12 protein-coding genes are annotated in these 13,247 nt (G+C 35.2%); 6 read left to right on the forward strand and 6 right to left on the reverse strand.

The window, feature by feature from the left end:
- The first annotated feature begins 14 nt into the window (after positions 1-14).
- Positions 15-458: a DUF6759 domain-containing protein gene (locus CEY12_RS12355; protein ID WP_089027984.1), complete on the forward strand. Its 444-nt coding sequence runs from the start codon at positions 15-17 to the stop codon at positions 456-458.
- A gap of 63 nt (positions 459-521) precedes the next feature.
- Here the strand turns inward: CEY12_RS12355 and rpsB are convergent, their stop codons facing one another.
- From rpsB to rplM, 3 genes are all read right to left on the reverse strand, one after another.
- A complete protein-coding gene (rpsB, locus tag CEY12_RS12360) occupies positions 522-1,283 on the reverse strand; it encodes a 30S ribosomal protein S2 (RefSeq protein WP_089027985.1) in 762 nt (253 codons plus the stop codon).
- A 207-nt stretch (positions 1,284-1,490) separates the two neighbouring features.
- On the reverse strand, positions 1,491-1,877 hold the full coding sequence (gene rpsI / locus CEY12_RS12365; protein WP_089027986.1) for a 30S ribosomal protein S9: 387 nt from the start codon (positions 1,875-1,877) through the stop codon (positions 1,491-1,493).
- 5 nt (positions 1,878-1,882) lie between these two features.
- Positions 1,883-2,338 carry a 50S ribosomal protein L13 gene (gene rplM, locus CEY12_RS12370; RefSeq protein WP_089027987.1) on the reverse strand — a complete coding sequence of 152 codons (456 nt, stop codon included), beginning with the start codon at positions 2,336-2,338 and terminating at the stop codon, positions 1,883-1,885.
- Between the two features lie 390 nt (positions 2,339-2,728).
- On the opposite strand from rplM, the gene CEY12_RS12375 reads away from it, so the two are divergent.
- Positions 2,729-3,832: a DUF3667 domain-containing protein gene (locus tag CEY12_RS12375; RefSeq protein WP_089027988.1), complete on the forward strand. Its 1,104-nt coding sequence runs from the start codon at positions 2,729-2,731 to the stop codon at positions 3,830-3,832.
- On the opposite strand, the gene CEY12_RS12380 is transcribed toward CEY12_RS12375, so the two are convergent.
- Complete coding sequence (locus tag CEY12_RS12380; protein ID WP_089027989.1) at positions 3,829-4,161, reverse strand: hypothetical protein; 333 nt, start codon at positions 4,159-4,161, stop codon at positions 3,829-3,831. The two genes, CEY12_RS12375 and CEY12_RS12380, sit on opposite strands and share 4 nt — an antisense overlap.
- Before the next feature lie 183 nt (positions 4,162-4,344).
- Here CEY12_RS12380 and CEY12_RS12385 point away from each other — a divergent pair, with 183 nt between their 5' ends.
- Together CEY12_RS12385 and CEY12_RS12390 are read left to right on the forward strand one after the other, a co-directional pair.
- Complete coding sequence (locus tag CEY12_RS12385; protein ID WP_089027990.1) at positions 4,345-7,692, forward strand: methylmalonyl-CoA mutase family protein; 3,348 nt, start codon at positions 4,345-4,347, stop codon at positions 7,690-7,692.
- Positions 7,693-7,805: 113 nt separating this feature from the next.
- Positions 7,806-8,519 (forward strand): diphthine--ammonia ligase, encoded by a 714-nt coding sequence (locus tag CEY12_RS12390; RefSeq protein WP_089027991.1) that lies wholly within the window; start codon positions 7,806-7,808, stop codon positions 8,517-8,519.
- Between the two features lie 36 nt (positions 8,520-8,555).
- On the opposite strand, the gene CEY12_RS12395 is transcribed toward CEY12_RS12390, so the two are convergent.
- The gene (locus CEY12_RS12395; protein ID WP_089027992.1) at positions 8,556-9,968 is read right to left on the reverse strand and encodes a pyridoxal phosphate-dependent decarboxylase family protein; all 1,413 of its coding nucleotides are present in this window, start codon (positions 9,966-9,968) and stop codon (positions 8,556-8,558) included.
- 201 nt (positions 9,969-10,169) lie between these two features.
- Here CEY12_RS12395 and CEY12_RS12400 point away from each other — a divergent pair, with 201 nt between their 5' ends.
- Both CEY12_RS12400 and CEY12_RS12405 read left to right on the forward strand, forming a co-directional pair.
- Positions 10,170-11,321 carry a serine hydrolase domain-containing protein gene (locus CEY12_RS12400; protein ID WP_089027993.1) on the forward strand — a complete coding sequence of 384 codons (1,152 nt, stop codon included), beginning with the start codon at positions 10,170-10,172 and terminating at the stop codon, positions 11,319-11,321.
- Complete coding sequence (locus tag CEY12_RS12405; protein WP_089027994.1) at positions 11,318-11,839, forward strand: 2'-5' RNA ligase family protein; 522 nt, start codon at positions 11,318-11,320, stop codon at positions 11,837-11,839. Before CEY12_RS12400 ends, CEY12_RS12405 begins: the two co-directional genes overlap by 4 nt.
- Before the next feature lie 46 nt (positions 11,840-11,885).
- Here CEY12_RS12405 and CEY12_RS12410 read toward each other — a convergent pair whose 3' ends face one another.
- A complete protein-coding gene (locus CEY12_RS12410; protein ID WP_089027995.1) occupies positions 11,886-13,247 on the reverse strand; it encodes a M64 family metallopeptidase in 1,362 nt (453 codons plus the stop codon).

Consider the following 13,247-nt stretch of genomic DNA (forward strand, 5'->3'; position numbering starts at 1 on the left):
ATTCAAAAATTTATATGAAAAAGAAATTGATATTTCCAAGCATTATCATATCATTGGTATTGGTCAGTTGTAGTGTTAATTATAATAATTATCCAATGAAGAGAACCTATCCTTCTAATTCAAATAATACCTCCTCACCGGCTAGTACAGAAAGAGAATATAATGAGTTGATAAAAACACATAAACCGGAGACCACTGATGTACTTAATGATTTACTCAATGACTCTTCAGGAAATACCAAAACATCATTCTCTGTAGAAAACAAATCTCCATGCAATATGGTTCTTACCATCAGTGGAAATAATTATTTCAAAAAACTTCCTATTGGTGCCGGTAAAATAGGGTATGTAATGCTTCCAAAAAACCAGAGTTATAAACTGTCAGGAATGCTCTGCAATTCAGTATATCAGTCTACAAAATTTATCTCAAGTTCGTATTCAATAACTTTATCAAACTAGACATAAAACAAAAAACCACTAATTAAAATTAGTGGTTTTTTTATAGTAAAGAAAATCCTTTAATTATTCTGCATCGAAATCAGCATCTGTATCAGCAGATACTTTTTCTCCTTCTTCTTTAGATTTTTCTTTGTCAGCTTTTCTTTGAGATTGACCATCTCTGATAGAATCAGAAACAACATTCAAAATCATATCGATAGACTTAGAAGCATCATCATTTCCTGGAATAACGAAATCTACTTTTCTAGGGTCAGAGTTAGTATCAACGATACCGAAAACTGGAATACCTAATTTCTTAGCTTCAGTTACTGCGATATGTTCTCTTAAGATATCAACTACAAATATTGCAGAAGGAAGACGAACCATGTCAGAAATAGAACCTAAGTTCTTTTCAAGGTTAGCTCTCTGTCTGTCTACCTGAAGTCTCTCTTTTTTAGATAAAGTTTCGAATGTTCCATCCTTCTTCATCTTATCAATAGAGTTCATTTTCTTAACAGCCTTTCTGATCGTAACAAAGTTTGTTAGCATACCTCCTGGCCATCTTTCTGTAATATAAGGCATATTAAGTTCTGAAGCGTGCTTAGCAACAACTTCTTTTGCTTGCTTTTTAGTAGCAACAAAAAGAACTTTTTTACCTGCAGAAGTAAGTTTTTCTAAAGCGTTACATGCTTCATCTAATTTTACTGCTGTTTTATGTAAGTCTACAATGTGAATACCATTTTTCTCCATAAAAATGTATGGAGCCATATTTGGATTCCACTTTCTAGTCATGTGACCGAAGTGTACACCAGCCTCTAGGAGGTCTTTTACATTTGCTTTTGCCATGTTTTCTGTTTTTGTTAGTTTACTTTCCGTCTTTTAAACAATCAACAACTTCTTTAGATGGGAGAAGCGTTTGGATGCTAAACGTAACGGGCAATTGGCGGTTGGCTTTTTGCTTGTCGCAATTGGCTTTTCGCCGAGATTAAGTTTAAATAAAATTTAATACATTTCTGTAGCCAATAGCGATAAGCCATTTGCCAACAGCAAATCTTAACGTTTTGAGAATTGGAATCTCTTTCTTGCTTTTTTCTGACCTGGCTTCTTTCTTTCCACCATTCTTGCGTCTCTTGTAAGTAAACCAGCTGGCTTTAATGCTAATCTGAACTCAGCGTTGATTTCGCATAAAGCTCTTGAAATACCTAATCTGATAGCTTCTGCTTGTCCTGTATTTCCACCACCGAATACATTTACGGTAACGTCATACTGACCAACAGTTTCAGAAAGGATAAATGGTTGATTTAATTTGTAAACCATTACGTCTGTAGAGAAATAATCTTTAGCATCTTTACCGTTTACTGTAATAGTACCAGTACCTGGCTTTACGTAAACTCTTGCTACAGAAGTTTTTCTTCTACCAATTTTATGAACTGTAGACATATTAATTATTTAAATTCGTTAATATTAATTGTTTTAGGCTGTTGAGCTTCATGCTTATGCTCAGTTCCTTCATATAAATAAAGGTTTTTGAATAAAGCAGAACCTAATCTGTTTTTAGGTAACATACCTTTTACAGACTTTTCTAATACTTTCAAAGAATCTTTCTTTTGAAGTTCAGCCGCAGTCATAGATTTTTGACCTCCTGGATAACCTGTATGCCAGATGTAAGTCTTATCTTCCCATTTGTTTCCGGAAAGCGTAATTTTCCCAGCATTCAAAACAATAACGTTATCACCACAATCTACGTGAGGTGTAAAGTTTGTTTTGTGCTTACCTCTCAAAATCTTTGCAACCTGAGAAGCTAGTCTTCCCAACGGTTGTCCTTCAGCGTCTACCACAACCCATTCTTTATTAGCAGTAGCTTTGTTCGCTGAAACAGTTTTGTAACTTAATGTATTCACACGTTTTAGTTAAAGATTAAACATAATTTTCCCTCTAAGGGTGTGCAAAGATACAAATTAATTTTGTAACAGGAAAACATATTTTATTTAATATGCAGGTTATGGCTTTTGCTTAAACGATTCGACAGATTTTATCTATGAATAATTATTCTTGGCACAGATATTGCAAAATCAAATACGATGAAAAAAAAGTTTTAGAAGATTCTAAAAACACAGGTGATAAAGTAAAGAGTTTAGTTGCTAAACTCTTACTTTATTAACTCTTCTACAAAAATTACCCAATACGCTTATCGAATAATCATTCGTAAAATTAGATTTTACATTAAATTCATGTAAAAAATTATTTTTCTTTCCCGAAATAATTATATTTGCCGCAAAGCCTTATTAATCATGAGCCACGGAAAAATAAGAGAAGAAAAAAACTGTCTTAATTGCGGACATACGGTAGAAGAAAGGTTCTGCCCCCATTGTGGACAGGAAAATATTGAACCCCGACAACCTTTTTATTTTCTTTTCACTCACTTTATTGAAGACTTCACCCACTATGATGGACAATTCTGGAAAACGATAAAATATCTTCTTTTTCAACCCGGAAAGCTAACCAGGGAATATCTTTCAGGGAAAAGACAGCTCTATGTCGCTCCAGTTAAATTATATATATTCATCAGTTTTATTACTTTTTTCGTTCCTACTTTGTTTCCTCATTCCGAAGATAATGATAATGAAACGACTGAAAAGCATTCAATACAAAAACAAAAAGAAGATAAAAAGGAGCAGATTGCAAAAATAGTTGACAGTATAAAAAGTGGGATTGCTTCAGATAGTCAGAATAAGAATGACAGTATCTTTATTGGCGGTAATGGTGTTTCAAAAATCCAGGTGCTTGAAGAGGTAATATCCAAGAAAAAAATACTAAGCACCCACAAGGATCAATTTGCCATCCTGGGAGCAACCTCTATGAAACAGTATGACTCACTGAGTAAAACAGGAGGACGAAACTATGCTTCTTTAAGACCTTTTGCGAAAAAAATATTCTATTTACAGGACAGGGGACTTAAAAGAAAAGAAATAGTCGGCCGTTTTGTAGAGACTTTTATACATACATTTCCTAAAGCTCTTTTTGTCTATTTACCCATATTCGCTTTTTTCCTCTGGCTTTTTCACAGTAAGAAGAAATGGTGGTATTTTGACCATGGTATATTTACCCTTCATTATTTCTCGTTCCTTTTACTAAGTACATTAATTTTTATCCTGGGAAGTCACTTGACCTCAACATTCCCGAGCTATACTATTTTAACAGTTATTACGGGATTATGCTATACTGCATTATTCTTTTATACCTGTGCTTATTTCTTTATCGCTCATCACAGGGTTTATGAAAACAGTAAGAGAATAAGTATTATTAAAGGATCAATACTGTTTATCGTCAATTTTATCGGACTACTTCTTATGCTTATGATCTTATCATATATAAGCTTTATAACCATGCATTAGTTCCGTAAAGACTTGCTTCCTCTAAAACTGGCAATCAGATAATACGCAACAAATACGGTAGAAAACTTAAGTATAGATGGAATTGCAAGTTTCAAATCAAAAATAAGTGCTCCAACCAGTACCAAAACACCCATTGCCGCAAATGACAATCCCAGTTTTTGTGGCAATGTAAAATTCGGTGTATCTAAATAATATGCTAATCCCCATGCAAACCCAAAAGCTATAGCATAATATAAATCAAGGGCTATATTTTCACTGCTCAGGAAGAAGTAATTAATAAGAAAACTGACGACAGTTCCTATTGCAAAATAAATTGAAGCTTTCTTCATATCATTATATATAATGCAAAAGTAGATAAATTACTTCTTATTTATCTATTGAATATTAATCAAACGGCGAATCTTCAATTCCACTAAAACACCTAACCAACTGAGTTAAAGAAGCATAAAGTTAAATCCTATGTTCCATATTATTGTTATATTTGGAAATTCAGAAATTTTCTAGATTTTTTTATGGAAACCCAAAAATATACTCCTAAAAACAAAGTAAGAATTGTAACAGCAGCGTCATTATTTGACGGACATGATGCAGCAATTAATATTATGCGTCGTGTAATTCAGGGAACTGGTTGCGAAGTCATCCACCTTGGTCACGATAAATCAGCTGAGGAAGTTGTAAATACAGCAATCCAGGAAGATGCTAATGCTATAGCTTTAACCTCTTATCAGGGAGGTCACAATGAATATTTTAAATATATTTATGACCTTCTGAGAGAAAAGAACTCTCCACAGATCAAGATCTTCGGTGGTGGGGGCGGTGTTATTCTACCGGAAGAAATTGAAGACCTTATGTCTTATGGAATAGACAGGATCTATTCTCCCGATGACGGAAGGGAGCTTGGCCTTCAGGGAATGATCGATGACCTGGTCAACAGGTCGGATTTTGCGACGGGAAAAGAGGTTACTGCCGGAGACCTGGATTCAATAAATTTTGAAAACTCAACCAGCATTGCTAAAATTATCTCAGCGGTCGAAAACTTCTCTGACGAAAAGCCCGAATTAGTAAAGGCAATCGATGAAAAAGCTAAAGATCTAAATATCCCGATTATTGGTATCACAGGTACCGGTGGTGCTGGAAAATCTTCATTGACGGATGAATTGGTAAGACGTTTTCTTCGTTCTAATACAGATAAGAAGATTGCTATTATTTCAATTGACCCTTCTAAAAAGAAAACAGGAGGAGCATTACTTGGAGACAGAATCCGTATGAACGCGATCAATGATTCAAGAGTCTATATGCGTTCAATGGCAACGAGGGAAAATAATGTCTCCGTTTCTCCATTTATCCACTCTGCACTGAATGTTTTAAAACTGGCTCATCCTGATGTCATCATTTTGGAAACTTCAGGAATTGGACAATCTGGATCTGAAGTTTCAGATTTTGCAGATGTTTCGATGTATGTAATGACTCCTGAATATGGAGCATCCACCCAGTTGGAAAAGATCGACATGCTAGATTATGCAGATTTAGTAGCTTTAAATAAATCAGACAAGCGTGGTGCTTTAGATGCATTACAAGCTGTAAGGAAACAGTTCCAGAGAAACCATCTTTTGTGGGAAACCCCATTGGATGACATGCCTGTTTACGCTACGAAAGCATCTCAGTTCAATGATCATGGAACCACTGAACTTTACAACAGGTTAATTTCTAAGGTTAATGACAAGTTCTCAGAACTAAAACTCAATACATTCGTAGAACAGGAAATTACAGATGAAGTAACGATTATTCCTCCAAAGAGGGTTCGTTACCTTTCTGAAATTGTTGAAAACAATAAACATTATGATGCAAATATCGTAAAGCAAGCTGAACTTGCCAGAAAAATGTATCATATTGAAGGAGTAAAAAACATTCTATCTAATGAAGTTCTTGATGCTGAATATCAAAAAGCTGAAAAGGATCTTCAACAGGAAAATATCGATTTCCTTAAAAACTGGGATGATACTAAAAAAGCTTTCCATCAGGAATTCTATTCCTATTTCGTTCGGGGAAAAGAAATTAAAGTGGAAACCTCAACGGAATCTTTATCTCACTTAAAGATCCCTAAAATTGCTTTACCTAAATATAATGACTGGGGAGATCTTATTTTATGGAAAGGTCAGGAAAATCTTCCTGGAAGCTTTCCATTCACTGCAGGAATTTATCCATTCAAAAGAACCGGAGAAGATCCAACAAGGATGTTTGCCGGAGAAGGAGGCCCTGAAAGAACGAACAGAAGATTCCACTATGTTTCCGCTGAAATGCCAGCTAAACGTTTATCAACAGCTTTTGACTCGGTAACATTATATGGTCAGGATCCTGCCCTTCCGCCAGATATTTATGGTAAAATTGGAAATGCCGGAGTTTCTATTGCGACTCTTGATGACGCTAAAAAACTGTATTCAGGTTTTGACCTTATCAATGCAATGACTTCAGTTTCTATGACGATCAACGGTCCTGCTCCAATGCTGTTAGCGTTCTTTATGAATGCTGCAATTGATCAGAACGTAGAAAAGTATATTGCTGAACATAAGCTGGAGGATAAAGTTGAGGCAGTTCTTAAAGCAAAATTTGATGACAAAGGACTGCAAAGACCTCAATACAATGGAGAACTTCCTCCTTCCAATAATGGTTTGGGATTAAAGCTATTAGGAATCACGGGAGATGAAGTTATTCCTAAAGAGGAATATGAAAAGATCAAGGCACACACTATTGCAACAGTTCGTGGAACTGTACAGGCAGATATTTTAAAAGAAGACCAGGCTCAGAACACCTGTATTTTTTCTACGGAATTTGCTTTGAGATTAATGGGGGATGTTCAGGAATATTTCATTACTGAAAAAGTAAGAAATTTCTATTCTGTTTCTATTTCAGGATATCATATTGCTGAAGCCGGAGCCAACCCTGTTTCACAGTTGGCATTCACATTGGCTAATGGATTTACTTATGTGGAATATTACTTAAGCCGTGGAATGGATATCAATGATTTTGCTCCCAACTTATCATTCTTCTTTTCAAATGGTATCGACCCTGAATATTCAGTGATCGGACGTGTCGCAAGAAGAATCTGGGCAAAAGCAATGAAAATAAAATATGGAGCAGATGAAAGAAGCCAGATGTTGAAATACCACATTCAGACTTCAGGACGTTCTCTTCACGCCCAGGAAATTGATTTCAACGATATCAGAACAACACTTCAGGCATTGTATGCAATCTATGACAATTGTAATTCACTTCATACAAACGCATATGATGAAGCTATTACAACCCCTACCGAGCAATCTGTAAGAAGAGCAATGGCCATTCAGTTGATCATTAATAAAGAATTGGGATTAGCTAAAAACGAAAATCCTCTTCAAGGTTCATTTATCATTGAAGAATTAACGGATTTAGTGGAAGAAGCCGTATATGCAGAATTCGACAGAATTACTGAGAGAGGTGGTGTACTTGGTGCCATGGAAACGATGTATCAACGCTCAAAAATACAAGAAGAATCGATGCACTACGAGTGGCTGAAACATACTGGAGAATACCCTATTATCGGGGTAAATACTTTCTTAGGAAAAGATGGTTCCCCAACCGTTCGCCCTGGAGAGGTTATCCGTTCTACAGAAGAAGAAAAACAGGTTCAGATCGAAACGCTTCATAATTTCCAGCAAGCGAATCAAGAAAAATCTGAAGCAGCATTACAGCAGCTACAGTATGCAGCTATTAATCAGCAAAATTTATTTGGTGTGATGATGGATGCTGTAAAGTACTGTTCTCTAGGACAGATTACCAATGCTTTATTTGAAGTAGGTGGTAAATACAGAAGAAATATGTAGTTAGCACAGAATATAATTAATAATAAAGCCGTAGAAATATTGATCTACGGCTTTTATTTTAAACTAATTAAAATTGACGCCTTACAGCGAGCGAAAAATAGCATTATTATTTAATGAAAAAACCTAAAGCCATATTCAACTGGAGCAGTGGAAAAGATTCTGCCCTTGCCTTTTATAAAACTGTAGCAGAAAACAAACTTGATGTGACCTGTCTGCTTACCAGTATTAATGAAGAGTATCAACGAATTTCAATGCACGGTGTTCACGTTTCTCTTCTGGAGCAACAGGCATTAAGTATAGGACTTCCTTTAGTTAAAATGGAAATTCCTAAAGAGCCTTCGATGGAGCAATATCGTAATATAATGAATAAAACCATGACTGAAATAAAATCACAGGGCGTTACTCATTCTATTTTTGGAGATATTTTTCTTGAAGATCTAAGAAAATACAGAGAAGATCAACTGAATGCTATTGGCCTGGAAGCTGTTTTTCCATTATGGAAGAAAGATACTCTGAATCTTATCCATGAGTTTCTTAATTTAGGTTTTAAAACGATCGTCACCTGCGTGAATGAAACTTATTTGGATAAAAGTTATGCCGGAAGAATTATCGATGAAAAGTTTATAGCAGATTTACCAAGCAATGTAGATCCTTGTGGCGAAAATGGAGAGTTTCATACATTTACCTTTGATGGGCCAATTTTTAAAACTCCTATTTCATTTGAAGTTGGTGAGATTGTAAAAAAAACATATCCAAAACCAAAGTCGAATGATATTGAAAACGATGAGGACTATGTATTTTGGTTCTGTGATCTGATTTCAAAATAAAACCCCGTGATTATTTGTCAACGGGGCTTTTGTATCCTATTGTTTTAAAGTTTCAATGATTTCATTCATCACATTAAATACCAGCTCAACATCTTTCTCAGTGGTTCTCCAGTTTACAAATGCAGCTCTTACTCCCTTATGCTTATTATAGAATGTAGGTGTCATAAATACTTTTCCCGTATTGTTAAGCTTCTCTAAGAATATATTGACTTTTTCCTGATCTGCTGTTTCTTTTAAAGTAAAACAAACTGTATTCAGCCGAACAGGAGCTAAAAGTTTAAAATTATTGCTATTTTCAATAAGTCTCCCAAATTGCCGGGATAAGGTTACATTACTTTCAATAATTTCCTGATATCCTTTTTTCCCATACGCCATTATCGAAAACCATGCTGGCAGCGCCTTCAGTCTTCTTGAGTTTTCGGGAAGAAAATTGAGATAACTAAAGTTCTCCAAAGGGTCTCCCAAATAAGGAGCATTAGAATTCTGAAAAGTTTCTACCTGTAGAAGTTTGTATTGCTCTTTTATAAAGAAAACAGCACTTTCGTACGGAACATTCAGCCACTTATGACAGTCTACCGTAATACTATCTGCAAATTCCCATCCTTCTACAAGGTGTTTGGTTTCGTCTGAACACGCAGCAAAACCTCCAAATGCAGCATCAATGTGCCACCAGAATGGATATTTATTCTTAAGCCTAGCAATAGCTTTGAAATCATCAAAGTCTACTGTATTTACCGTTCCCCCACTTGAAATCAAAATAAAAGGTTCTCCCTTTAATTCCTTAATCTGGCTTTCGAGATCTTCCATACACATAGCTTCTCTATTCCCTTCCATGATCTTAATTTTCACAATATTTCCGCTTCCTATTCCCAAAAGAGACAGCGATTTCAGACTTGAAGAATGGGGTGTGGCAGTAAGTATTTTAAAAGGTATTGAAATGCCATCTTTTGCAATGTCTTTTCCTTTTTCTTTTCCAATCCATTGTCTTGCAACCGCCAAACATGTAAAATTAGACATGGTTGCTCCTGTTACAAAACCTCCTAAAAACCTTTCCGGAAGGCCTAAAAGATCGAGCATAAGCCTTATCGTTTCAAGTTCTACGCCTGCAGAAATATCTCCCTGCCCTTTCGTAGATTGGGTATTCTGATCATATACTGAAGCCAGCCAATCCCCAGCAATAGAAGCAGGGGTAGATCCTCCGGTAACAAATCCCCAATACCTTGGGCCTGATGATCCAACAATAATGGGCTCAAATCTTTCATTAAAAATTTCCAATACTTTTTCCGTTCCGTAACCAGATTCAGGTAGTTTTTGTTTTTGCAAAGAGATCTCCTGATCAACAGATGTCTTTCTTTCAGACAATGCATTCAAATATGATAACCCCTGCACTTTTATAGTTTCTAACAAATTGCCAATTTCTGACAAGTCATTTTCAAGATGTTTTTCCATTTTTCAATTAATAATCTATTCAAAAATATTACTTTATAAGATACTTTATCTTATATAATTTAAAGGTTCTCGATAATATTATGGAACTTTAATCCACATTATGCGAATTCAAAAATTAAACCTGGACTTCCCGCATTATTTTTTCTAATCTAATTGCAGTTTTTGCATCCTTTTTGATGCTGTAGCATTAAACAAAAACAAATGCTGAAAATTTCCCACTTATTACTCTCTCTATCCGTCGCGGCCCTTTCTTTAACAGCGTGTAAAAATACAGCTGAGTCTTCTGTTAAAATTGTTGACAGAAATGCCATTGTAGATTCTACAATACTTGCATTCGAGAAAAAATTATTAGAAAAACAAATTGATTCTGTATTCAGCAAATATCAATTTAATGGAAGCGTAGCCGTTTTCAAAGATTCCATTCAACTGTATCAAAAAGAAAATGGGTTTTCAAATTTTGAAAACAAAACAAAAATTAATGACAGTACTATTTTCGCGATTGGATCGGTGAGTAAACAATTCACCTCGGTCCTGGTACTGCTTGAGATGGAAAAAAATAAACTGAATATCGAGGATAAAGCATCAAAATATCTGAAGGAATTTCAAAATAAAGAATATGAAAACATTAGTATTCATCAACTTTTAAATCACACCTCTGGTTTAAATACTTTAGGCGGAAAGTTACTTTTTAAAAGTGGCTCTGATTTTTTCTATTCAAATGATGGATTTAATACATTAGGAAAAATTGTTGAAAAAGTGTCAGGAAAATCTTATGACGAAAATGTTCAGGAATTATTTTCAAAAGTGGGAATGAAAAGTTCTTCAACGGGAAATATATTCAAAGGCAAAAATTTCGCAAGTGCCTATCTTGGAAATCCAAAGAATGCTGAAAAGATTCAAAACATGCCTAAAAGATTAGGAGGAAAAGAAATTGGAATTCCAGCCGGAGGTATACTGTCTACGATCGATGACTTGCATTTATGGAATGATGCTTTATATGGAGGTAAAATCTTAAAGCCCGAGACACTTCAAAAGTTTATTTCCAAAAGTTCAGAAAGACATCATGCAATTTTAGGAAAAATGGGTTATGGCTATGGAATTATGCTCAATATCGGGAAACCTCCTGCTTATTTTCATAGTGGTTATATAAAGGGTTCTCCGTCACTCAATATTTATTACCCCGAAACTAAAACTTCAGTGATCATTCTATCTAATATTGCTGATGAAGCGAAGGGTAAAGGTTTTATTTTTAAACCACATATTGAGGTAAAAAGAATTACAGATGCGATTGAGAATACAGTGGCCGATCTGAGAAAACAAATGATGAAGCCCAATAGTAACACCCAGCTATGAAAAAGTTATACTTTATAGCCATCTATCCTCCTCAACATATTATTGACGAGGTAAGAACTTTTAAGCTAGATCTGGCCAACAATTACAATAATTCAAAGGCTCTGAAAAATGATGCTCATATCACTCTATTCCCGCCGTTTTCAAGAGAACCTGAACGGGAAAGCGATATCACTGATGCATTTGGAAGAATAAATACTGATCTGGCTCCATTTGAAATTGAACTCAATGGATTTGGAAGTTTCCCCAATCCCAAGAGTCCTGTTCTGTTTGTTCATCCTGAAAACAATGAACAATTAATGGATCTTCATGATAGGGTAAAACAACAATTTAATTTTATAAAATATTCTTTTACACCTCATATGACCATTGGATACAGAGATCTTAGTTATGAGAATTATTTAAAAGCCTGGGAAGTCTATAAAAACAAGGTTTACAAAACTAAATTTATAGTCGATAGGATATTGGTTTTGCGTTATGATGGGAAATGGATACCTATAGCAGAAAAGAAACTCACATAAAAAAATCGGCTTTGCAGCCGATTTTTAAATAAGTATACTCTATAAATTATTCTTTCATAATTTTCTCAGAAATGATCAAACCTTCATCATCTGTTACGCTTAAAATATAGGTTCCTGTTGGGATAGTTGTGATATTAACACGAACTGTTGACGTATCTTTCATCTCAAATTTCACAGGAATTAACCTGCCAGCTCCGTCATACAACACCACTTTAACATTCTTTGAAAAATCCTGTTTTCCTTTGATGTAAAATTCATTCTCTGCCGGATTAGGATATATTCCAAATCTTCTTTCTTCAGCCTTAATATCAGACATTTTCAATGAAGATTTATTCAGTTTCCAGGTTACTGTAGCAAAATGAACAGTACTGTGACTATTGACTTTTATTAATGAGCTATTATCGGTTACTGAAAAGATCAGCGTATTAAGTCCGCTTGCTAACTGGCTTGGAGAAACAGTTAATGTATTACTTGTTGAAGAAAGAGCAGTTCCATTAAGTTTCCATGAGTTGACTAATGTATTAGGTATTGGCAACACTTCGTTTACAGTAAATGTGATGGCTGCGTTACCATTTAAATTACTGCTATTGGCCGGAGTGTAAGAATCAATTGGTGACACCAATGAATGTATTCTCTCAATAATTGCTTCTTTACAAACGGAGCAGAACTGTCTGTCAAGATATCTCATTTCACAGTTTTGATGTGGACGATACCATGAAGGGCTTTCAGTATAAGGATACACTCCTACACTATTCAAGCCTACCCAATTTTTCCATTTCACTGTAGCTGTATTGGAGTTCTGTGTTTTATTAGGAGACTCCCCTGTACCTGCAAACCAATATTCATCAGCAAGTTTACCAAAAGAATGTCCCAACTCATGCACGACAATTTCATTAGCCGCATTATTTAAAGATGCAAATGCATAAGTTCCCCCGCAACCACCATATTCTGTAGAATTTCCGAGAACATAGGTAATATCATAATCCGGTACGTTTGCTGCTAAAACCTGTCCTACGGTATTGGTAGAATTACTGTAAATACATCGGTGGACCCCAAAATCAAAAGAAGATCCCAAATAATTCGTAGGATTAGAAACAGGAATTACAGGCTCAGTCACATCGGTTGCCGTTCCCGGATGTTTCACACCGGTTTGCGTTGAAACAACTTTTACCGCATAAGCGTTAAAGTAATTTTTGTATTCTGTATAAGGACTTTTAGTAAAAAGATAGTTGATGGTGGATTGCGCTGAGGTAACAAAATTATTCTGTTGCGCCGAAGTAAACCCATCCCCTAAAACCGCAATATTGATCCGGTTGGCATTCGGTCCGTTATTTAGGAGAGATACAGTCTGAAAAGTCTGCGAAAAGCAGAACGAACTAATCAATAAGAGAAATAAAGTTTTTTTCAT

The sequence above is a fragment of the Chryseobacterium sp. T16E-39 genome (assembly GCF_002216065.1).
Lineage (GTDB): Bacteria > Bacteroidota > Bacteroidia > Flavobacteriales > Weeksellaceae > Chryseobacterium.

Excerpts from the sequence above, each read along its gene's own strand:
- CEY12_RS12395 (WP_089027992.1), bottom strand. The coding sequence starts at position 9,968 with ATGGAAAAACATCTTGAAAATGACTTGTCAGAAATTGGCAATTTGTTA.
- CEY12_RS12375 (WP_089027988.1), top strand. The coding sequence starts at position 2,729 with ATGAGCCACGGAAAAATAAGAGAAGAAAAAAACTGTCTTAATTGCGGA.
- rpsB (WP_089027985.1), bottom strand. The coding sequence starts at position 1,283 with ATGGCAAAAGCAAATGTAAAAGACCTCCTAGAGGCTGGTGTACACTTC.
- CEY12_RS12380 (WP_089027989.1), bottom strand. The coding sequence starts at position 4,161 with ATGAAGAAAGCTTCAATTTATTTTGCAATAGGAACTGTCGTCAGTTTT.
- CEY12_RS12405 (WP_089027994.1), top strand. The coding sequence starts at position 11,318 with ATGAAAAAGTTATACTTTATAGCCATCTATCCTCCTCAACATATTATT.
- CEY12_RS12410 (WP_089027995.1), bottom strand. The coding sequence starts at position 13,247 with ATGAAAAAAACTTTATTTCTCTTATTGATTAGTTCGTTCTGCTTTTCG.
- CEY12_RS12355 (WP_089027984.1), top strand. The coding sequence starts at position 15 with ATGAAAAAGAAATTGATATTTCCAAGCATTATCATATCATTGGTATTG.
- CEY12_RS12390 (WP_089027991.1), top strand. The coding sequence starts at position 7,806 with ATGAAAAAACCTAAAGCCATATTCAACTGGAGCAGTGGAAAAGATTCT.
- CEY12_RS12385 (WP_089027990.1), top strand. The coding sequence starts at position 4,345 with ATGGAAACCCAAAAATATACTCCTAAAAACAAAGTAAGAATTGTAACA.
- rpsI (WP_089027986.1), bottom strand. The coding sequence starts at position 1,877 with ATGTCTACAGTTCATAAAATTGGTAGAAGAAAAACTTCTGTAGCAAGA.
- CEY12_RS12400 (WP_089027993.1), top strand. The coding sequence starts at position 10,170 with ATGCTGAAAATTTCCCACTTATTACTCTCTCTATCCGTCGCGGCCCTT.